The organism is Paenibacillus sp. W2I17, assembly GCF_030815985.1.
Taxonomy (GTDB): domain Bacteria; phylum Bacillota; class Bacilli; order Paenibacillales; family Paenibacillaceae; genus Paenibacillus.
In genome coordinates this window covers 680,720-703,030 of sequence record NZ_JAUSXM010000001.1, presented here as the reverse complement: position 1 = coordinate 703,030, position 22,311 = coordinate 680,720, and the positions used below count along the sequence as shown (strand labels likewise).

21 protein-coding genes are annotated in these 22,311 nt (G+C 46.4%); 9 read left to right on the top strand and 12 right to left on the bottom strand.

Annotated features, from left to right (window positions below; all coding sequences use genetic code 11):
• Window positions 1-23: 23 nt before the first annotated feature.
• Window positions 24-1,001, bottom strand: a complete 978-nt coding sequence (locus QF041_RS03245; protein ID WP_307411809.1) for an aldo/keto reductase — start codon at window positions 999-1,001, stop codon at window positions 24-26.
• Window positions 1,002-1,190: 189 nt separating this feature from the next.
• Between QF041_RS03245 and QF041_RS03240 the strand changes: the two genes are divergently transcribed.
• From QF041_RS03240 to QF041_RS03225, 4 genes are all read left to right on the top strand, one after another.
• On the top strand, window positions 1,191-2,390 hold the full coding sequence (locus tag QF041_RS03240; RefSeq protein WP_307411806.1) for a cytochrome P450 family protein: 1,200 nt from the start codon (window positions 1,191-1,193) through the stop codon (window positions 2,388-2,390).
• Between the two features lie 36 nt (window positions 2,391-2,426).
• Entirely contained in the window at window positions 2,427-2,768 is a 342-nt protein-coding gene (locus QF041_RS03235) for a ribosomal protein L7/L12 (protein ID WP_307411803.1), read from the top strand.
• A gap of 171 nt (window positions 2,769-2,939) precedes the next feature.
• On the top strand, window positions 2,940-3,224 hold the full coding sequence (locus QF041_RS03230) for an ArsR/SmtB family transcription factor (RefSeq protein ID WP_176872808.1): 285 nt from the start codon (window positions 2,940-2,942) through the stop codon (window positions 3,222-3,224).
• A 229-nt stretch (window positions 3,225-3,453) separates the two neighbouring features.
• Window positions 3,454-4,638: an MFS transporter gene (locus tag QF041_RS03225; RefSeq protein ID WP_307411800.1), complete on the top strand. Its 1,185-nt coding sequence runs from the start codon at window positions 3,454-3,456 to the stop codon at window positions 4,636-4,638.
• 108 nt (window positions 4,639-4,746) lie between these two features.
• Here the strand turns inward: QF041_RS03225 and QF041_RS03220 are convergent, their stop codons facing one another.
• From QF041_RS03220 to QF041_RS03180, 9 genes are all read right to left on the bottom strand, one after another.
• Window positions 4,747-5,502, bottom strand: coding sequence for an SDR family NAD(P)-dependent oxidoreductase (locus tag QF041_RS03220; protein ID WP_307411798.1), 756 nt, complete (start codon window positions 5,500-5,502; stop codon window positions 4,747-4,749).
• 323 nt (window positions 5,503-5,825) lie between these two features.
• Window positions 5,826-7,553, bottom strand: coding sequence for a ubiquinone-dependent pyruvate dehydrogenase (gene poxB, locus QF041_RS03215; RefSeq protein WP_307411795.1), 1,728 nt, complete (start codon window positions 7,551-7,553; stop codon window positions 5,826-5,828).
• 255 nt (window positions 7,554-7,808) lie between these two features.
• Window positions 7,809-8,570 (bottom strand): SDR family NAD(P)-dependent oxidoreductase, encoded by a 762-nt coding sequence (locus tag QF041_RS03210; RefSeq protein ID WP_307411791.1) that lies wholly within the window; start codon window positions 8,568-8,570, stop codon window positions 7,809-7,811.
• Window positions 8,571-8,730: 160 nt separating this feature from the next.
• Complete coding sequence (locus QF041_RS03205) at window positions 8,731-9,036, bottom strand: Dabb family protein (RefSeq protein WP_076317704.1); 306 nt, start codon at window positions 9,034-9,036, stop codon at window positions 8,731-8,733.
• Window positions 9,037-9,185: 149 nt separating this feature from the next.
• Window positions 9,186-9,437 (bottom strand): type B 50S ribosomal protein L31, encoded by a 252-nt coding sequence (locus tag QF041_RS03200; RefSeq protein ID WP_036613829.1) that lies wholly within the window; start codon window positions 9,435-9,437, stop codon window positions 9,186-9,188.
• Between the two features lie 144 nt (window positions 9,438-9,581).
• Window positions 9,582-9,848 (bottom strand): HPr family phosphocarrier protein, encoded by a 267-nt coding sequence (locus QF041_RS03195; protein WP_026081056.1) that lies wholly within the window; start codon window positions 9,846-9,848, stop codon window positions 9,582-9,584.
• A gap of 160 nt (window positions 9,849-10,008) precedes the next feature.
• Window positions 10,009-11,076, bottom strand: a complete 1,068-nt coding sequence (locus tag QF041_RS03190; RefSeq protein ID WP_307411788.1) for an NAD(P)-dependent alcohol dehydrogenase — start codon at window positions 11,074-11,076, stop codon at window positions 10,009-10,011.
• Between the two features lie 81 nt (window positions 11,077-11,157).
• Window positions 11,158-13,305, bottom strand: a complete 2,148-nt coding sequence (locus QF041_RS03185) for an alpha-glucuronidase family glycosyl hydrolase (RefSeq protein WP_307411785.1) — start codon at window positions 13,303-13,305, stop codon at window positions 11,158-11,160.
• Entirely contained in the window at window positions 13,302-15,491 is a 2,190-nt protein-coding gene (locus QF041_RS03180; protein ID WP_307411782.1) for a glycoside hydrolase family 52 protein, read from the bottom strand. The genes QF041_RS03185 and QF041_RS03180 overlap by 4 nt, the downstream gene beginning before the upstream one ends.
• A gap of 220 nt (window positions 15,492-15,711) precedes the next feature.
• Here QF041_RS03180 and QF041_RS03175 point away from each other — a divergent pair, with 220 nt between their 5' ends.
• Window positions 15,712-16,623, top strand: a complete 912-nt coding sequence (locus QF041_RS03175; protein ID WP_307411779.1) for an AraC family transcriptional regulator — start codon at window positions 15,712-15,714, stop codon at window positions 16,621-16,623.
• 34 nt (window positions 16,624-16,657) lie between these two features.
• Here the strand turns inward: QF041_RS03175 and QF041_RS03170 are convergent, their stop codons facing one another.
• Window positions 16,658-18,061, bottom strand: coding sequence for an aldehyde dehydrogenase (locus QF041_RS03170; protein ID WP_307411776.1), 1,404 nt, complete (start codon window positions 18,059-18,061; stop codon window positions 16,658-16,660).
• Window positions 18,062-18,151: 90 nt separating this feature from the next.
• Entirely contained in the window at window positions 18,152-18,454 is a 303-nt protein-coding gene (locus tag QF041_RS03165; protein ID WP_017688208.1) for an ArsR/SmtB family transcription factor, read from the bottom strand.
• 271 nt (window positions 18,455-18,725) lie between these two features.
• On the opposite strand from QF041_RS03165, the gene QF041_RS03160 reads away from it, so the two are divergent.
• The 4 genes from QF041_RS03160 (at window position 18,726) to QF041_RS03145 (ending at window position 22,307) form a co-directional block, all read left to right on the top strand.
• On the top strand, window positions 18,726-19,403 hold the full coding sequence (locus QF041_RS03160; protein ID WP_307416883.1) for a GntR family transcriptional regulator: 678 nt from the start codon (window positions 18,726-18,728) through the stop codon (window positions 19,401-19,403).
• A 40-nt stretch (window positions 19,404-19,443) separates the two neighbouring features.
• Window positions 19,444-20,511 carry a mannonate dehydratase gene (uxuA, locus tag QF041_RS03155; protein WP_307411772.1) on the top strand — a complete coding sequence of 356 codons (1,068 nt, stop codon included), beginning with the start codon at window positions 19,444-19,446 and terminating at the stop codon, window positions 20,509-20,511.
• Window positions 20,508-21,371, top strand: a complete 864-nt coding sequence (locus tag QF041_RS03150) for an SDR family oxidoreductase (protein ID WP_307411769.1) — start codon at window positions 20,508-20,510, stop codon at window positions 21,369-21,371. The genes uxuA and QF041_RS03150 overlap by 4 nt, the downstream gene beginning before the upstream one ends.
• A 207-nt stretch (window positions 21,372-21,578) precedes the next feature.
• The gene (locus tag QF041_RS03145) at window positions 21,579-22,307 is read left to right on the top strand and encodes a DUF421 domain-containing protein (protein ID WP_105599036.1); all 729 of its coding nucleotides are present in this window, start codon (window positions 21,579-21,581) and stop codon (window positions 22,305-22,307) included.
• Window positions 22,308-22,311: the final 4 nt, after the last annotated feature.

The window sequence follows — 22,311 nt, the reverse complement described above, 5'->3', positions numbered from 1 at the left end:
ACCAATCTCTCAGAATTAACTAATTACATTCTACGCCCACACGAAGCCGAATACAGCTCGTACCACTCATAACGGGTAAGCTCAATATTCGTTGCATCACGACAGGCCAGAATACGTTCTGGTCGAATCGAACCAATGACAGGTTGTATCCCTGCTGGATGCTTCATTAACCAAGCCAGTACAATAGACTCCGGTGTCACCCCACGCTCCTTAGCCATTCGATCAACCAATTGAGCCGTATGCTCAATCTCCGCCCGCTGTCCCTCAACTACCCTGCCAGTAAATCGCCCTTGAGCAAGTGGACCCCAAGCTTGCAGTTGAATATGCTCTGCCTGACAATATTCCATCGTGCCATAGGGAAACACGTTGTCTCTCGCTTGAGGACGATTTACCGTCACACCGGCTTCTACGAATCCAATTTTGTCTAAACTCATCTCTAACTGGTTCACAATCAGGGGTACTTTACTATGAAGCTGAAGAAGGCGAATCTGTTCAGAACCCATATTGGACACACCAAAATGGCGCACTTTACCGGAATGATGCAGCTCAGCCAGTGCTTCTCCAATCTCTTGCGGATGGGCGAGCGGATCAGGGCGGTGTAACAGCAAAATATCCAGGTAATCGATACCGAGCCGTTTCAGGATACCGTCCACACTCGCTAGGATATGTGCACCTGAGGTGTCATAACGCTGCGGTCCTTCATCATCACCCACAAGACGTATACCACATTTCGACTGTATAATGATCTGTTCACGCAAACCAGGAGTTTCGGATAAAACTCGCCCCAATACATGCTCTGCCTTACCACGTGTGTAAATATCCGCTAAATCAAAGTGATTAATGCCGATTTCAATAGCTGCTTCTACCGCTCGATGCCCTTCCACAACAAGATCTGAAGTAATGGGAAGACCATCCCATTCACCGCCAAACCGCATACAGCCAAGAACCATTCGACTTGCCGGAATCTGGTGGTGATGCAAAGGAAGTTGTGCGTAAGACATGTCAGCGTTCACCTCATTTTCATTTTTACCAAGCATAATAACCGATTCTCTCTACCATGTCTTCTTCCATCTTCCTCTATTTTCCTGCTCTATCATCCATATGAAGAAAAAACAAGGTTTCAAAAGCTTGTGTATTGAATATATAGAGGGTGCAGGTATTATGCAGGAATATGAGAGGAGATTTTGCATTTGAACCCGAATGAACCCAACGAGTCCTCAAAGCCAGCGTTTTTCACGAAAGAATTCACACGCAACCCTTACCCGGTATATGAAAAATTTAGAAACGAGGAGCCTGTTTTCAGAGTCATGTTTCCTCATGGGGAATTCGGCTGGATTATTACGCGATACGAGGATGCAGTCCAGATCCTGAAAGATCCTCGCTTCAGCAAAGACATGGTCCGACGTTACGGTGCTGACAATCAAAGCATCTTCTCCAATAATATGTTGTTCTCCGATCCGCCGGATCATAAACGTCTTCGGGGACTTGTGCAGAAAGCATTCACACCCAAACTGGTCGCAGACATGCGTAGCCATATTCAGGACATTGCTGATGAACTGCTGGACAACCTCCCGTCACAGGAAAAAATGAATCTGATCGATGACTTTGCCTTCCCGCTGCCCATCATTGTCATTAGTGAAATTCTGGGAGTACCACTTGAGGATCGTGACAAATTCCGCATGTGGTCCAATACGGTAATCGATGCTTCCACAGCCGAAAGCCCCGAACTGTTTGAGCAGCATGCCAGGGAGTTTACGGATTACCTTACGGCCTGGTTCGAAAAAGTACGAAAATATCCCGGCACTGATCTGATCAGCCAGCTCGTCATTGCAGAAGAATCCGGGCAGCAGTTAACTGAACAAGAACTGCTTAGCGTGGTCTCCTTGTTAGTCATCGCGGGCCATGAAACGACTGTTAATCTCATCGGCAATGGGATACTTGCTCTGTTGGAGCACCCTGAGCAACGCGAACTGCTCATCAAGCAGCCGGAGCTTATTCACAACGCCATTGAAGAGATGTTGCGCTACAATGGTCCGGTGGAGTTCAGTACTTCTCGATGGGCTTTGGAAGATATCGAATTCCGTGGACAGCATATTGCTCAAGGTGAACTTGTTATCGTTGCGCTTGATTCCGCTAACCGGGATGAGGAGCAGTTCAAAGATCCTGATGTCTTTGATATTACCCGCGAGAAGAGTTCGCATCTGGCATTTGGCACAGGCATTCATCTCTGCCTCGGAGCGCCCCTTGCTCGTCTGGAAGGTGAAATTGCGGTCAGCACACTTCTGAATCGTTTTCCAAATATGCAGCTTCAGGCTGACGTAAATGAACTCGAATGGAGACCTGGTATGATTGTTCGTGGTGTCAAGGAAATCCCGGTTCAACTTAAATAATGGCTATGAATAATTGAAAGTGAGGCACATTACATCATGGAAATGAACACCTTGGTATGGATCGTTCTGCTGCTTCTGATCCTTGTGTTACTGGTCAGAGTCACCAGTCTGCAACGCCAATTAAATGAATTGAAAAGTGATGTGGAGCGTCTGGAGAACGGTTCAACAGTCAGCGCCCGCTCTGACTTCAATTACACATTGTCGCCGCAGGAAGCATCTCCTTCCCACACAAGCCAACCAGCCCAAACGGATCTGGATCAGGAACTGCTCACACTTATACAACAAGGGAAAAAAATTATGGCGATCAAACGACTGCGTGAAGCCCGAGGTCTTTCGTTGAAGGAAGCCAAAGACTATGTTGATTCCCTAGATCGGTAATATACAACTCACATAACTCTCGGGGGAAGTTACTCCAGACTTTCGGCTGTTAACACAGACGCAGTAGAAAGTATGGTATCTTCGTCCGAGAGTTTACTTTTCAAACGACATATGCTACTGTTATTTCTATATTACTAGAAATAAGAAATAAAGACGAAAGGACAGATCATTATGCAATCAAACTCGAATGAGATTGAACAAGTCGTCAAAATTCATAAAGCACTGGGCGAGCAAACACGCTACAAAATCATTCAGATTTTATCGAGCGAAAGCAACCTGTGTCCCGCCGATCTGGAGAGCCGCCTTGTTACGGTTGCCCTATCGACTCTGTCTCATCATCTGAAACAGCTGTCCGATTGCGGCCTGCTTACATCGCAAAAGAAAGGTACTTATATCTACTACAGCCTGAACACGGAGACCGCACAAAAGTTTGTTCCCTATCTGCTAAATAAATAAAAAATTTGAGTTATATTTCTATATAATTAGAAATATTGAAACAATGTACAATATTTATTAGTAGAACTAGGTCACCTAAGTTTACGCTTATACCATTATTCATTATCTAAGTTGTAACATCACCGTTCGTAGATCGGTTGCATTCAGAGCATTCATGTCTTGTTCTATCGTCTTTATTTCTATATTTCTAAAAATATAATAATTATAATCAGAAAGAGGTTATGTTTCCATGTCTTCTACGCTCAAAATCTATGTTCTTGCCTTGGTCAGCTTCCTTGTAGGAACGTCCGAATATGTCATTGCCGGCATTTTGGATCGTATTGCAGATACCATGAATATCTCTTTAATCGCTGCCGGACAGCTCATTACGATTTTTTCACTCGTATATGCGCTAGGTACACCTGTCATTATTGCACTGACTTCGCGCTGGGACCGTCGCAAGCTGTTGCTATACTTCCTCGGTCTATTCGTTGTGGCTAATGTTCTTGCCTATCTGTTGCCGGGTTATGGACTGTTCGTCGCAGCACGCGTGTTGATGGCTTTAGGCGCGGGCGTTGTTGTTGTCACGGCATTAACGGTTGCTTCCCAAATAGCGGCTGAGGGCAAACAAGCTAGCGCAATCGCCACAGTAATCACTGGATTTACGGCTTCTTTGATCGTTGGCGTTCCGCTCGGAAGGCTTGTGGCTGCATCTTGGGATTGGAAGCTTGTTTTCGCAGGTATCGCCGTTCTTGGCATTCTCGCCATGCTGGTGATCGCGGCCGCCATTCCGCCTTCCAAAGCAGAAGCGCCTGTTCCACTGAAGAAACAACTGTCTTTGCTCAAACAGCCACGAATTGTATTGGCACTGCTGGTGACATTTTTCTGGTTAGGTGGGTATTCCATTGCCTACACGTATATTTCACCTTACCTTGTATCCGTTTCAGGAATGAGCGAAGCACTACTCAGTTCAGCTTTACTCGCATTTGGCATTGCAAGTCTGATCGGTTCAAAAGTTGGAGGATTCAGTGCTGACAGATTGGGTGTCAAACGAACGCTGATCACAGGCATGACATTGCATATCGTGAGTCTGGTCCTGTTGAATATAACGGCAAGCTCTCATCTCGCTGTCTTCCTTGTTCTGATTTTGTGGTCTTTTGCCGCGTGGTCCTCAGGTCCAACTCAGCAATATAACCTGGTCACCATGGCTCCGGAATCCTCAGGCATTATGCTAAGCCTCAACAGTTCGGTGATGCAACTGGCGATGGCTGCCGGCGCAGGTATTGGCGGAATCGCGGTCAGCAGCGTTTCATTGTCATCCATTACCTGGATTGGCGCTGTCGGGGTTGCTGTTGCCATAATCATCGTTATAAGTTCGTATCGTTCAGCATCTACGAAAAGTAAAAAAACCACTGCTTCACACAACATTGCCTGATATGAATTCGTAGTACAAAAAACAAACCAAAAAGAGAGGCACTGTATGCATACAGTGGCCTCTCTTTAACCATTTTAACGGCTATTCTATTACCGATAAGCAGAACTCTTATTGGGCCGTAACTGCACCATCGATCGGATATACTGCACCATTGATATACGGCGCTTCATCTCCAAGCAGGAAAGAAACCAAATTCGCGATCTCTTCCGGTCTGCCCAGACGTCCGGATGGAATGCTGTCAACAGTTGCCTTGAACACTTCAGGGTTGTCTTTACCGAACTGAATGACCATCGGCGTCTCAATTGTACCTGGAGCAATCGCATTTACACGAATGTTGTCCTTGCCATATTCAATTGCAGCAGTACGCGTCAAGCCGACCACGCCATGTTTGGTTGCTGCGTAAGGTGCAACTGCAGGTACACCAACAATACCGGCTGTGGAGGCCGTGTTCAGAATGGAACCTCCACCTGTTTTGAGCATTTCAGTAATTACATACTTCAACCCGTAGAATACACTTCTCAGGTTAATATCAATGATCTGGTCAAACTGCTCAATCGTATGTTCAATCAGCTTAATACCAGGACCTGCAATACCTGCATTATTAAAGAACATGTCGATTCGTCCGAACTCTTCGATCGCTTTTTTCACATAATTCTCAACTTCAGGTGCTTTACTCACATCTGCTTGTACAAAAATAGCTTTACTGCCCAGCTTCTCAATCTGCTTAACGGTTTCAAGACCTGTCTCTTCGACAAGATCCACAACAACAATGGATGCGCCCTTCTCAGCCAGCTTTAGCGCTGCTGCTTGGCCCAATCCACTTCCTGCTCCAGTAATAATGGCTACTTTTCCTGCGTGACTCATGTTGATCTCCTCCATGTGTGTGTGTCATCTTGTGATTGGATCGATGAATACGATATGAAACGTACTTACATGCAATGATGCAATATGTAGGTCAAAAATGGCATAAAACCTTCCTGACTTTACCTATTCTAATAGACTTTCGACATAAAAACAAATCATATAATATGTATTCATACTATATCACCTGTCACATTTTCAGCATTTTTATTGAAGGAGCACACAACTATTACGTCTTGTTGCATGCTCCTCTTTTACATATACAATATTTTTTAAGTCGGTATCTCTACAACTTCAAACGGTGCATATCCGCTTATTGAAACACTTTAACGCAGCAAATTCGTTTTTGCCAATTCAATAATTTCGTCACCGCGTCCGTTGAGCACGGCTTTCATCATCCATAAGGTGAATCCTTCCGCCTGTTTGATATCAATCTTCGGAGGTAAGGACAATTCCTGACGATTCACCACCACATCAATTAACACAGGACCATCATGCTGAAGCGCACGCTGCACAGCTCCTTCCAGTTCATCCGGATCCTCAACCCGAATACCTTCCATGCCCATGGCTTGAGCAACCATCGCAAAGTTGGGATTGACAAGCTCTGTTCCCGATTCCAGGAATCCGGCAGCTTTCATCTCCAGCTCAACAAAACCGAGTGCTCCATTATTAAACACCACAATTTTAATCGGCAGATTATGCTGTTTCAATGTCAACAGATCACCCATCAGCATCGTAATACCACCATCACCCGACAAAGAGATGACTTGTCTGCCCGGATCAGCGACCTGAGCGCCAATTGCCTGTGGCAAAGCGTTTGCCATCGTACCATGACTGAATGAACCGAGCAGTCTGCGATTACGAGACATCTCGATATAACGGGCCGCCCATACTGTCGGAGTACCGACATCACAGGTAAAGATGGCATTTTCAGCTGCGGCATCACTAATGACCTTGGTCAGGTACTGCGGGTGGATGGGCTTTTTACCCGGTTTTCCAACGGCCAGCTCGTCCAGATCTTTGCGTACTTTCACATAACGATCCACACTTTTACGCAGATGTTTGTCACTGTGTTCCTCTGTCAGATAAGGAAGCAAAGTTTCAATGGTCGCTTTTACATCCCCACATACGCCGTAATCCAGCTTCGTGCGCCGACCCAAATGGGAAGATTGAATGTCGACCTGAAGGACTTTCGCATCTTCAGGATAGAATTGACGATATGGGAAATCCGTTCCGAGCATCAATAGTACATCACAGTCCATCATGGCATGATAACCGGATGAATACCCAATTAGACCCGTAAGACCCAAGGAATAGGGGTTGTCATACTCCAAATATTCCTTGCCTCGTAGCGCAATAACCATCGGGGATTTCAAGCGATCACAGAGCTGCATAAGGGGTTCCCGAGCGCCCGCGCAGCCTGCACCGCACAATAACGTAATTTTCTTGCCTTGATTCAGATACTCCGCCAGTTTCACGAGTTCAGGCTCAGAAGGATGTACCACGGGATTAGTCGCATGATACACGTGCTCAGGCACAGGCAGATCCGCTGCTTCAAGTCCTGCTACATCGCCCGGCAATACAACGACGGACACACCTGAACGTGCAACTGCTGTCTGAATGGCCATCGTCAGAGAACGCGGCATCTGTTTTGCTGTTGTAATGACTTCACAATAATCACTACATTCCTGAAACAGATACTCCGGATGGGTCGCCTGAAAATATTCACTGCCAATCTCGTCACTTGGGATATGTGCAGCGATGGCGAGTACAGGAACACGATTGCGGTGACAATCGTACAGACCATTGATCAGATGCATATTACCAGGACCACTGCTACCTGCGCAGACAGCGATACTTCCACTGACCTGAGCGTCCGCCCCAGCAGCAAATGCAGCTACTTCTTCATGACGTACATGAATCCATTCAATCTTCCCAGAACGACGAATGGAGTCGAGTACCGCATTCAAGGAGTCTCCAACAATGCCATATATACGTTTGATGCCAGCGTTCAATAAGGATTCAACCAGAACGTCCGCGACTGTTTTTTTCATAAGTGATGGGTCTCCTTTAATTGCTCATTTTGATTATGTTTCCACTCTGTTAATATACCTATTCTTATACCCCAATCTTCCGAAAACCGAACCAACTCATATGTATGTCTGGATATATGAAACAAAAACCTGCCCCTTGAACCGTTATTTCATTGTTAGCAAAATGCCAAAAAATCCGCTTGTCGAATGACAAACGGATTACGGTTAAACTCAGTTTATTCATTTTTATGTGATTCCCCGAATCCAAATCAGACACTAGATAGCAGGCATCACATTGCCACCACTTACCGGGATATAGGCACCAGTGATAAATGAGGACAGATCCGAAGCGAGAAAAGCTACCGCATTGGCGATCTCCTGATCCTCCCCCCTGCGCTTCAGCGGCACAGTACGCGTATATGCCTCATCATGTCCAGGCTCACTGGAACGATCACGTTCACTAATTGTCCATCCAGGTGCAATCTGGTTTACGGTAATCTGATACTCACCAACCTCCTTGGCAAGCACGCGATATACACCATCCATTCCACGCTTACCAGCGGTGTAGGCCGATTGATGAGCGAAGTTTTGCATCGCACATTCCGTATTGATGCCAATGAACCGACCGGCTCTGATATCTTGCATATGTGGAATGAAAGCTTTGGCAAGATACACACTCTGCATGACACAGGATTCAAACTGGCTCAAGTAATCTTCAGGAGACTGTTCCAACACCGTTGTCCATTCATATTGAATGACCGCATTGGCAACAACGATATCCACTCCGCCGAGGACAGACTGAATCTCATCACGCATCCGAAATGCTGTATCCTGCTTTGTAATATCTCCCTGTACAATAACAGCCTGACGACCGAGTGCTTCAATCTCACCCTGAAGCTCCCGAGCCTTGGTATCATTATTTATGTAATGTAGAGCCAGATTGGCGCCACAGGCTGCCAACGTGCGGGCGATGACTCTCCCCAGCTGTCCGGTTGCGCCTGTAACCAGAGCCGTTTTTCCTGAGAGATCCAATTGCATAACAGCGAAAACCTCCTTGAATTTATTTGGTCGAAATAGTCGAAAACGATTTCGGAAATATGTTATTTTTGTTCATTAATTACGCGTTATTCAGAGATATATACAGCATTGTTCAATGCTGTATATGGTAGTTCAACTTTTTTACTATATGTGGAGACTATTAATTATGATGTTGAATAAGATCAATTTCCTGGAAGCGACTGACTTCCTTTTCCCAACGCTCTTCTACATATTGACGGTGAACCGGGTGATTGTTGTATGCATCATACGCAGCCTGATCTGCAAAGACCATCGAGAAGCTGTAATCGAACTCATTCTTCTCACTTACCTGTTTCAGAACCTGAAATTGCTCTACGCCAGGAATGACAGCCAGTGCATCCGAACTTTCCTTCAAAAAGGCTTCGGCCTCCGGTGTATCTTTACCCGCGTAAAGTGTAAACGTTACCATATGTGTGATGCTGCTCATCTCTATTTCCTCCTCCAATATGTTCGTACTCGTTTCCTAGTGTACATCCGAATGTGTTGTAAGCGCAATAATTGGTTGAATTAATTTTTAATGTACACAAAAAAACCTCAGGACAAATCCCGAGGTTTTTTTGTAATGTATGGACAAACTTATTTGGTGATGTTGTATTTACGGTTAAATTTATCAACACGGCCACCGATATCCACGTTTCTTTGTTTACCAGTGAAGAATGGGTGGGATGCGGAACTAGTGTCCACACGGATTACTGGGTAAGAGTTACCGTCTTCCCATTCCATAGTTTCGTTAGAGAACTTCGTGGAAGAACTCAGGAATTTGAAATCAGCACTTGCATCGTAAAAAATTACGAGTTGTGTCTTTGGATGGATGTCAACTTTTGGCATAATCTATTTACACTCCTTTAATATGGGTACTTCTTTAGAATCAAACTACATTTTATTATACTCTTTTTTTGGACAAAGTACCAGCAGGTTTTGAGGAATAGCTAAAAAAAATATGATATCTGTGATTTTGCACCTAATCAGGTGTCAAGCCGTCCCTTTCTCCAGTACATTCAACATGTACTCTAAAGCCTCCAGTTCATCCCTGCCTCTTGTCTGTAATCTGACAACACTACCATATCGAATGGGTAGTAACGCCATTCCAAGCAGGCTTTTGACATCTACACGATGCTCATGCTCAGACTCCATATACGACAAAATAATATCCGAGGAAAAACGTGACGCTTGAGAAGATACCGACATCAAATCATCCCGATGAAAATCAGCGTGTATCATAAATTCATGTACTCTCACAACCTTCGGTTCCTTTCGCTAAGTACTTATTCACCAATATGGTGTGTATCCATTTATATATTAAAATCTTCATGAATTATACCATGTTATGGGAGCTTGACCCATACTTTTTTTGCAAAAAAAAAAGAGTCCTATACCGCAGGACTCTTCCAGGTTGTTCTTACATACCGTTCGGATATACCATGACCTTCAGACTGCCGCTTTTATTGTGTAATGCACGCTCCATCGCTTGCTGTGTCTCTTCGAGTGAATAACGATCTGTAATCAGGGACATCACGTCATGCTGACCGGAGCTCAGAAATTCAATTCCTGCCGGATACGTATTGGCATAACGGAATATGCCATAGATATCAACTTCATTGTCCGCAATAAAGGGAACATTGAGTGCGATCTCGTCCTGTGCAGGCAGGCCCACAATCGCAAGTTTTCCTCCACGTCGAAGTGAATACAGAGCAGATTGTAACGCCTTTGGATTCCCCGCTGTTTCCCATGCGGTATCTACACCCACGCCACCTGTTAACTCGCGAATCACAGCCAGCGCATCTTCATTCCGCACATTAATGGTATGCGTGGCACCCATGCGGCGAGCTGCTTCCAGCCTAACTTCCTCCAGATCCGTTACTATGATCTTCTCTACACCGAAAGATTTGGCAGCTGCCACGGCCATGAGTCCAACGGGACCCATGCCCATAATCGCCAGGGTTGTACCCGGAGCCAGTTTGCTGCGGCGTGCAGCGTGAATACCGACAGAGAATGGCTCGTTCATAGCTGCTTCCTCATAAGACAGATGATCCGGGATTGGGAATACCATATCTTCACGCATCACCATGTATTGTACAAATGCTCCATCCACCGGAGGGGTCGCCAGAAATTGTACATCAGGACACAGGTTATAGCGACCTTCCTTACATGCCGTGCAACGTCCGCAAGTCACCCCAGGCTCAATAGCAACCCGATCCCCTGTTTTTAGACGTGATACGTTCGAGCCAACAGCAGCAATGATCCCCGCACACTCATGACCCAGAATGATCGGTTTCTCCACCACAAATCTGCCAATGCGTCCATGTTCAAAATAATGCACATCCGAGCCACACACCCCGACAGCCATCACTTGGATTAACACCTCATCCGCTTCCGGTTGCGGGACGGGTTGTTCCTCAATAATAATGTGTCCTGGCTCTGTCATGATAGCAGCTTTCATGGTCTCGGGCAGTTGATGTTGTCCCATACGGTTCTCCTCCTCATGTATGTCCATGCTGTCTATTGTACATCAAAGAAAACAAGGTATCTTCTTTCTTCACATCACCAATCAATAGATAGTTCGACCTTGTTCATCCGCAATGCCGCTCTTGCGATAGAAGTACGTATTGATCATGTCCCGCCATTCCTTCGCATGTTCGGCCTGGTTGTCCTGTAATGAAGCAACTTTACTGAAAATGACCGGGTCGATTTTACCCTCCAGCCCTCTCCATGTCTCGGCTAACGCCTCTGCCTGCGCAACACCTTCAAAGTGTGTATCATAAATATGCTGAATGACCGTTTTACCCGAATGCAGAACATGGGTGTACGGCACGTGATGGAAAAATAAGATCAACTCATCCGGACAGGTGTCAACGGACTCATAACGATCAGCATTCTCAGGGTGATACTGTGAAGTATATCCTGTACCGCTGTTCACGGTTCGATCTACACCAATGCCATGACAATCGGCAAAGTGATACGTTCCCCATTTGGAATACTCGTATCCATCTACATTCGGCCCATAGTGATGTTCCGGATTAACCATCCAACCCACACCGAGAGGCGCCGTATAATTCTCATAGATATCTAGTGAAGTCAAAAGCATGCCCGTAACCTGCCGCACAACTTCGTCTTCATGTCCAAATGTGAGTCTCACCCACTCATCGGCAATCTCTTCCGCGGTCAGCTCCGGATTCCACGCAAGTCTTCCGTATCCATATAGATTCGCCTGCGCGAGTGGATGTCCTGTCCAACAGGCATCTGCACCAATATTGGATACTGCGGCGAAGCCACTGCATGGTCGTTTATACAGAGAACCGTCCGCGATTCGCTTGATCTCTGAACCTTCGCCTTTGGCGTATGTGTCAAAGTCCAATACTTCTTTCCACTGGGGAACCAGATAACAGAGATGACGTTGTTGCCCCGTATACTCCTGTGTAATCTGAAATTCAATCACCTGATTTGTATTTTCCATGGCACCGAACAGCGGGGATACCGCCTCTCTCACCTGAAAGTCCATCGGCCCGTTTTTGATCTGCAAAATGACATTGTCGGCAAAACGCCCGTCCAGCGGCGTAAAGTGGTCATAGGCTGCACGTGCACGGTCAGTGGAACGATCCCGCCAGTCCTGCTTGCAGTTATAGACAAAGCAACGCCAGATGACCAATCCACCGAATGGCCGAAGGGCTTCAGCCAGCATGTTCGCACCATCGGCATGATCACGGTTATACGTGAATGGTCCCGGACGATTCTCGGAGTCTGCCTTGATCAGGTAACCGCCAAAATCCGGAATCGCTGCGTACACCTTGGCCGTTTGAATGTTCCACCATTCCCGTACCTGCGCATCCAGCGGATCAGCCGTACGCAAACCACCAATCTCAATTGGACTTGCGTAGTTGGCGCTCAGGAACAATCGAATGCCATACGCTCTGAATTCAGCGGCAACCTTCGCCACATCACTAAGATAACGTTCTGTCAGAAACAGACTCTCACGGCGGTGTACATTGACGTTGTTGATCGATATAGCATTGATTCCCGTGGAAGCGAGCAAACGTGCGTAATCCCGGATGCGTCCCAAGTCCAGCGTGAATTCCCCGTTATCATAGAAAATGGATTCTCCTGCGTACCCACGCTCAATGCTGCCGTCCACGTTATCCCACTGATTAATCATCCGTAGCGCATTGGTTGGCTGCTCTGTAATGAAGCTCCACTTATTCACAGCTTCATCCGCCTCATGTGCACTTCCTTGATCCATTGTCAGCTCTCGCAGCAGATGGAATGCACCATACAGCACACCTTGGGGGGTCTCTGATCCAATGACCAGTACACCTTCGGTCTCGTTCTCACGAATGATGTACCCTTCCCCTTGTACAGTTGAACGCTCTGTCTCGCTGAACAACCCAGCCACGGAATTGCTCCCTGTCCAAGTGCCGATTCGTATTGCGGGAGCGGAAGCGTGATTGTCCCGTTCACTTTCCTGAGCATCAGCCAGATGACTGACCGACGGTTTCACGCCATATAACCTCTCCAGTCCCCGTGAAAGTTCGGTCAGAGCTGTTGTGATCACTCCATGGTTCTCTTCCACCAGTATCAGTTTGCTCCATGTAGGGGCCGTCTTTTGGACAAGTCCATTCGCTTCTGGCAATTCGGAGTGATACCCCAGCCACGCATCATACTGTGGACCTGACAAGGCAGATTGAATGACGGATTGGCTCATTGTACCGCCTCCTTGCTGGCATAGATCTGCCCAAGGTGATTCCCTTTTCCTTCGAGTAGCCATAGAATCGACGTTACACCACGCGGATAGTACTTGCTGCCAACCGCCACACCAGACAGGATCTGGTCACTCCAGCACCAGTAGGATTCCTCCGGATGCAGCAGCCAGTTGACATGAGCCGCGTCTGCTGCCTTGCCTGTCTCGTTCCATTCCACACCCAGCAGCTCTCTAGCGATAAACTGTGACAAATAGATTTTGCTCAGCCACGAATTATTGCTTGTTGAGGACAGTTTCCAGCCTCCATCTTCGAACAGACATGTTCCCGGTACAAGAACCGTTTTCAGATGAGTTTGGAGTGCTTTCAGATAAGGTCCAAAACGACCATTGACATCCAGTGCTGCTTCACAGCCTGTAAAGTACGGGAACACCAAACCTTCAATCGCCGGAATGATTCGAGAATCATTATTTTCTGCAATAACAGCTGGAATGTAGCCGCCATCAGTCAACTGTGCAGCAATACTGGCAGCGCAGTGATCCGCTTGAAGCCCAGCTTGATGGGACAGATCGGCCAACTTCTCAGTTGCGAACAGCTTCTCCAATGCAACATAGACCGCCCAACATTTACCCGCCAGATAGATATTATTGCGAGACTGACCAAGTGACACATCCAGGCTGTCGTAAGTTGTAATCTCCGCTCCACCTTGGGTACGGCTACTATCAAGACCCATCAGACCGTTACGCTGCTCAGCGTCGGGATGGTCACGATTAAGCATGCTTTCGAAGCAATCTTGGATAACAGGCAACATGTTTTTCGCAAAAGCTTGATCCTGTGTCTGTTCAATGTATACTGTCGCGCAGCAGAGCCAGTTCACCAGCTCCTCGTGGCTCATCTGTGAGAAACAGTCGTCAATGCCAACCAGCTCATATGCCGAGTGTCCAGGGCGTGAGAACACATTGGCAACACCCATATCATGGGTAAAGGTAATTCCGCCCGGATATAACTTCTCTTCCCCCGGGAAACGAACCTGATCCGTATAACTGTATCGTTTCACAAACCACTCCAGCTCATTACGAACCGTCCATGGATTCAAGGCAAGCTCGAAGTACAACTGATCAGCCGTCAGATCAAGTGTGTTCATCATCCGATACTCCCCTTCGTTCACCACCCAGAGTGGCTCACCATCGGCATCCAGCAGTTGAGTACTGGCATAATAGCTGTGAATGGAATGAGCAAGCATGAATGATTGATCTTCGGTCAAAGCAGCCGATCCAAGGCGCTGTTCAACCTCTCCACAGGATGCAGTCAACTCACTAAAGCGTTGTAGTGCATACTCTCCTGCTGCCTGAATATCGGAGAAGTACCGCGTATACCAATACGTTGTGTCCATTCCTGTCGTCACAATGCCCCCGCGATAGAAACATACTGCGAATTGATACGTACGTTTCTCTCCAGCCGGAACCTCCATCAGTAGTGCAGCGGTTGAGCCAAGTCCAAAAGCCAGATTCTCCCGATGTTTCTCCTGCAACAGTTTCTCCAGCGTAAATCCGCGGGCGGGCCACACTCCGTCATCTGCAGACATAATTGCTGTAAGTCGACCTTGTCCCACACCTGTGATGGAGCCACCTTCCGGTCCCCCAATCAGACGCATCGCAGAGTACGGATCATTGCCCTGATAACCAAAGTAGGCTTTGCGGGATTGTTGACCTTCCGTATTGTCAATCGTCATCTCAACCAATACGGCAGGTACGAGTGCATCCATTAATTCTTCACGATCCCCATTCGTTGGATCAGGTACTGGACGTACAGGCGAGTAGATACGGAACGTCAGATCTCCAGCAGTCCACGTATCCGTACCTGAGGTAAATTCACGTGTAATATCTTCATCGCGAAAAGCCGTAATAAGAGGTTGTGGAGCTTTGGTCGCGTTTGTCGACGCCGTGTCCCCATTCTCCAACTTCTCTACATCATAGCGGCTGCTCTCATCCTCGGAAGCTTCATAAAAAGGAAGCGCCTGATAATTTTCGCCATCGCGAGATTGTAATCCAATATATATGTTCTGGTCTGCCGGCTTGCCGAGTTCAAGACCCAGCCCTCCTTTGGCTCCTTTGTAACCCAGTGTAAAACTCGCAAAAGCACCAATCGGTGCGTGATGGGCATTATAAAAGATGGATTTGAATGTGCTCATGAATCATAACCCCTCTCAGAATGGAATGCATACGTTTTCATTAGCCCCATCCTAACACGTGGTTCCACCTCAGACCATGATCAAATCAATCGGATATTTACCCAAATCAAGCTGATAGACTATAATGGATTAAAGCGGTTACACAAAACCATTCCATTTTATATACGTGCGTAATCAAAATCACATTTTTTTGAACAACCTCTATGAAGGGGGATCTTCCATGTCTTCAACGTATTTGCCTCCTACTTTGGGAGAAAGTGTCTATGAAGTTTTTTATCCAGATGTGCAAACAACGGTCAATCTGTTCGCCATTCATTTACGAAGTGTGGGTATGGACTGGGATTATCCGGCGCATGAGCACCCTCAATATGAATTGAATTATGTCACGGAAGGCGAGCAACGCATGATGGTGAACGGTACCTTATATATTCAAAAGGCTGGCGAACTGCTCCTGATTCCTCCGGGAAGCATTCATTCCAGCCAGAGCCATAACGGCAAGGGATTCACGTATTTTTGCATGCATTTTGACATTGATGATCAGTTGTTCCTATCGTTGCTTGCACGTATCAAACAAGTACGATTCAGTGCGGATAGTCCAGTTACACAGCAGATTGAGCCTGTTTTGCGCAAATTGATGTCATCTGCGGATGATGAAACAGCAAATACGATGGTTCAGCGTATGCAGCTGCAATCTGCGGTATTTGAACTATTTGGCCATCTGTGGGAGGCGGTCTCGCAAGAGGCAGCGCAATGGTTTACCGACGGACACGAAAAGATCGAACTCGCCCACCAGATTCGTAATCGATTGCAAGGCCTGATGAGTCAGCAATTCAAACAGGGACACGAGTCCAACGGTCACTATGGCATTGATGATATTGCAGCAGAGCTGGGCATCAGTTCTTCTCACTGTAATCGCGTGTTCAAGGAGGTGTTCGGTCAGTCTCCTCGTGCTGTATTGTCCCAGTTGGTTTTGCATGAAGCGAAGCTTCTTCTGGGCAACCCGAAGCTGTCCGTTCAAAATATTGCTGTCATGCTTGGTTATAAGGATATTGCCCATTTCAGTCGTCAATTCAAGCGCTGGTCCGGCATGTCACCCTCCCGTTACCGACAGGAAAAGCCTGCTCAGGAATAAGGTCCATTAGCAGGCTGTTTGTCTTTCTTATTTTTTATTTCAACAAACGCTTAATCAGCTTCAGCTTGTTATCATACGGTGGATATAGAATCGGCAGATTCAATTTGGTGCTTTTTTTCAGTACACTTTTGAGATGAGAGAAGGTTTCGAAGCTGTATTGCCCATGATACGAACCAATACCGGAATGACCAACACCGCCAAACGGCAGACGCGGATTCGCAACATGCGTGATCGTATCGTTAATGCAGCCGCCTCCAAAAGAAACTTCGCGCAGCACTTTGTCCTGAATCTGGGTGTCGGAAGTAAACAGATACAAAGCGAGTGGTTTCGGCCGCTTGACGATTTCTACAATGGCTTCATCCAAGTTACGATAGCTAATGATCGGCAGAATCGGTCCAAAAATCTCATCTTCCATCGTTGCTGCATCCCAGGACTCCGCATCAATCAGTGTAGGTTCAATGAAGCGATCTTCCTCATCCGAAGCTCCCCCATATATCACTTTGGCCTGATCCCGCTCAATCAAAGTCGTCAGACGTTTAAAATGTCCCTTGTTCACGATTCGCCCATAGTCCTTGTTGTGCTGGATATCCGAACCAAAGAAAGACACGATTGCTGCCTTCATCTCTGTAATTAACGGTTCCTTCACGCGCTCATGCACAAGTAAATAATCGGGTGCGATACAGGTCTGTCCTGTATTGAGCAGTTTGCCCCATATAATGCGCTCAGCTGCTACTTTGATATCCGCCTGTTCATCCACGATGACAGGGCTCTTGCCTCCAAGTTCTAACGTAACGGGAACGAGATTTTTGGCAGCTGCCTCCATCACAATCTTGCCTACCGGTACACTGCCTGTAAAAAAGATATAGTCGAATGGCGCGTTAATCAGCGCTGTTGTTGTATCTTTTGCACCATCGAGCACTTGTACGTATGCCGGTTCGAACACACTCGCAATCATTTCACGTACAACAGCGGACACCGCAGGTGTATTCTCTGACGCTTTGAGCACGGCTGTGTTACCTGCTGCAATAGCACCTACCAATGGTTCGATTAAGAGTTGAAAAGGATAATTAAACGGTCCGATAATCAGAACCGCCCCGTAGGGTTCGGGTATGATATAACTTCTCGAACCAAGGAGTGCCATTTGCGTTTTCACTTTAACGGGTTTCACCCATTTATTCACTTTACGAATGGTGTGTGTGATGCTATCCATCATAAATCCGATCTCGGTTGTGTAGGATTCGAACTCACTTTTGCCCAAATCCTTATAGAGAGCTTCTGTCAGTCTGGATTCGTACTTTTGAATGGCCTGCTTCAGTTGGGTCAGACGTGCAATTCGAGCTTCTGCCGATCTTGTGGCCCCGGAACTAAAGAACTGTCGTTGCTGCTCCAAAATCTGTTCAACTTCCTGACTGGTTACTTCCTGTATAGTCGTTGTCATATATACATACTCCTCTACTCATTATTGATCAAGCGTTTAAACTTACGAACCTATAAGGCACATGCAAAAGCATGTTTTATCACTATTAATCTACAAACACTCTTCTTCCAAAGCAGCTACCAGTTCCTTCAGCAGTTCCACTGATGCATTCAATGAAGCCGAATAATAGCGCTGTGTGCCCTTCTGCTCCACAGATATAAGCCCCTTCTCTAACAACAGCTTGAGATGATGAGATATGGCTGGCCGGGATAGGCTGGATTGTTCGGTAATTTCATTCACCGTCATTCTGCCCTTCTCGGTAAGTGTCAGCAAAATAGATTGACGATGGTTGTCACTTAACACCTGAAATAACGGAATACAGGTTTGAAAAACGCTAATTGCTTTTTGTCCCATAGTTTCACCTCTATACTATTTCTTCTTCATTATTTCTACGTACATTTTCTCTGTTTGAGTCTGTTCGTTTAAACATTCGAACCTAATAACTGAATTGTACTCTTTAATCACTTGAACTGCAAGTGAACCATCAACTAAATTTAAAACAAAACCGATAAAGCGCTTCCATACTACCATACAAGTATGGTAGTATGTCATTGAAGGAGTTGAAGTTGTGGAATATACCCCAAAGTTATCATCCAAAGCCGGTTTGTTGCCTGTTGCGAGCAATATGTCTTCCATGAATAATAAGCAATCTTACTCAACGCGAGATGTCGTTTACTTCACGCTGAAACAACTCATTTTGAGTCTGAAAATGCCTCCGGGAACAGCTATTTCTGAGAAGGAAATTTCGCTGGAGTTCCAGGTAAGCCGGACACCTGTTCGAGAAAGTTTTGTAAGGCTTGCTCAGGAAGGTCTGCTGGAAGTGTATCCACAGCGTGGCACATACGTCTCTCTGATTCAGGTCGATCTCGTTGAGGAAGCACGGTTCATGCGTGAACAGCTCGAACGAGCCGTAATCAGGCTCGCCTGCGAGAGCTTTCCGAACGAACAGATGGTAGCTCTTGAACAGAACCTTGCGTGGCAACAGGAATGCAGGGTCAAACCGGATGATGAACGAATGTTCCAATTGGATGAGGAATTCCATAGCACTCTTTTTGCAGGCTGCAACAAAAGCAACACCTGGACTGTTATCCAGCAGATGAATGTACATTTGAATCGAAGTCGCATGTTACGCCTGTCCTCGGACCATCAGTGGGATCACCTGATTGAACAGCATAGATCCATGGTCATGGCCATTCAGCAGCATGATGCCGACACAGCAGAGCGACTGATGCAGGAACACTTGCATTTAACTGTCACCGATTTGGCTGTCCTGCAGGATACATATCCGTCCTATTTTCAATGACTGAATTTTTCTTCCTACTATTCATGATGAGGTGAACGTGATGAAAATGGTTTTTCGCTGGTTCGGCGAAGGCAATGATACGGTAACGCTGGATCATATCCGGCAGATTCCGGGTGTTGAAGGTATTGTGTGGGCACTGCACGATGTTCCTGCTGGCGAGGAATGGCCCATGGACAAAATACTCGCGGTCAAAGCGGCAGCAGACAAGGCCGGGTTACATCTGGATGTCGTTGAGAGTGTGAACATCCATGAGGATATCAAGTTGGGCCTGCCATCAAGAGATAAATACATTGCAAACTACATTAAAACGATGGAGAAACTTGCCCAGGTTGGTGTGAAGGTCATCTGTTACAACTTTATGCCAATCTTCGACTGGCTTCGCACGGATATGCACAAGGAAATGGAGGATGGCTCAACTGCCCTCTTCTATGAGCACAGTAAACTCGCAGATATAGAACCTCTAGAACTCGTTCGACGCATTACGGAAAACTCCGCACTCACCATGCCAGGTTGGGAACCGGAGCGATTGCAATATTTAACAGGTCTGTTCGAAGCCTACAAGGATGTAACCGAGGATCATATGTGGGAGCACGCACGTTATTTCCTACAAGAGATTATGCCTACAGCCGAACGGCTGGGGATTCGAATGGCCATCCATCCGGATGACCCGCCATGGCCAATCTTTGGATTACCAAAGATTATTACAAGTCAGGAGAATGTTCGGAAATATCTGAACCTTTATGATAGCCCTTACAATAGCGTGACACTATGCAGTGGCTCTTTGGGAGCGAATGCTGATAATGACATCATCGGGATGATACACGAGTTCAAGGATCGGATTCCATTTGCCCACATTCGTAATGTCAAAATCTACGAAAACGGCGACTTTATCGAAACCTCACATCGCAGTCAGGATGGCAGTGTTGATATTGCAGGGGTTGTTGAGGCTTATCACGATATCGGTTATGAAGGTTATGCAAGACCCGACCACGGTCGTCACCTCTGGGGAGAACAGTGCCGACCTGGTTATGGACTCTATGACCGGGCTTTGGGGATCATGTATCTCTGGGGCGTCTGGGATTCCCTGCAAAGGAGGGCAAAAGCATGAGTGAACACCAATATGAACGCTCATCTCGTCTCAAAGGCAGAACGGCTGTAATCACCGGAGGTGCTGGAGTATTATGCCGCTCCATGGCGGAAGAACTCGCTCGGCACGGTGCAAGTGTAGCCATCCTGAACCGTACTGTGTCCAAGGGGCAGGAAGTTGTAGCTGCGATTGAAGCTGCCGGTGGCAGAGCGATTGCTATTGCCTGTGACGTAACCCAGGCCGATAGTGTGCAAGCTGCGGCAGATGCTGTACTGGAACAGCTTGGACCATGCGACATTCTTATTAATGGCGCCGGTGGCAATAATGCCAGTGCCAACACCACGAAGGAAATTTTCAGATTGGAAGATCTGGAAAAGAGCGATGTCACTACATTTTTCGATGTAAGTGTAGAGGGATTTCGTCAGGTGATGGATCTGAATTTTGTCGGTTCTCTCATACCTACTCAGATCTTTGCAAAACATATGATAGAGCGCGATATTCCCGCCACTGTCATAAACATTTCTTCCATGAGCGCCCCATCGCCCATGACGAAAGTTCCAGCGTACAGCGCTGCGAAGGCAGCCATTAACAACTTCACGCAGTGGCTCGCCGTTCATCTGGCCGAATCCGGAATTCGTGTCAATGCTATTGCACCCGGGTTTTTCCTGACTGAGCAAAACCGTAATCTATTACTGCAACCAGACGGCTCACCAACGGAACGTTCCAGTAAAATTATTGCTCATACACCCATGCGCCGCTTTGGCAAACCGGAAGACCTGCTTGGCACATTGATGTGGCTTGCGGATGAAAGACAGTCTGGCTTTGTCACTGGCACAGTCATTCCGGTAGATGGCGGGTTTATGGCGTATTCTGGTGTATAAAGATTAACGTGTAAATGAATCAGTTCAACTAATATAGAGAATTTATAGAGACCGAAGCTTGGGATACATACCCAGGTTTCGGTTTTTTGCGTTCAAGCATAAGATCCTCCAGTATAGGAAAAGCTTGTTATAATACGTGTTCGAAAGCAAACTTTTTAAACAACCTCTTAATACAGCTACGGTGAAATAAAGGAAGGTGATACATACATGATGGAAGAAACATGGGTTGTTGCCGTAAGGTCTATTATTGCCTTTCTGACCCTGATCATCTATACAAGGGTACTAGGAAAGCAGCAGATGGGTAACTTGACGTATTTTGATTACATTAACGGCATTACAATTGGTTCCATTGCGGGTACGTTTGCAACCGATCTTTCGTCCAAGGCGTGGATTCATTTTGTGGCCTTGACCATTTTCACAATCATTACGATCATCTTTCAGTACATTACACTGAAGAATCGAACCATCTCTAAACTAATGGACTCTGACCCCACATTGATCATCCAGAACGGTAAAATTCTTGAGCAGAACCTGAGTAAAATGCGAGTCAAATTTGACGAATTGACCATGATGCTTAGGCAAAAGGATGTATTTGATATTACTACTCTGGATTATGCCATTCTGGAACCGGACGGCAGCCTATCGGTTGTATTGAAACCGGAGAATCAACCTGTAACTGCCAAAGACATGCATATGCACCCGCCGAAGAGCAAGCTGATGACCGAGATTATCATTGATGGCCTGCTGATTAAGCAAAATCTGGAGGAAAGAAACAAAGATATCAACTGGCTCAGCGAGCAGCTAAAAAAACAAAAGATTACGATACAGGATATTGCTTTTGCCGCCATATTGCCCAATGACAAATTGTATGTTGATCTGTTCGAAGATAAAATCACCGAAAAAATCGATATGGGCGATTATGAGGGGCCTTTCTAAACTC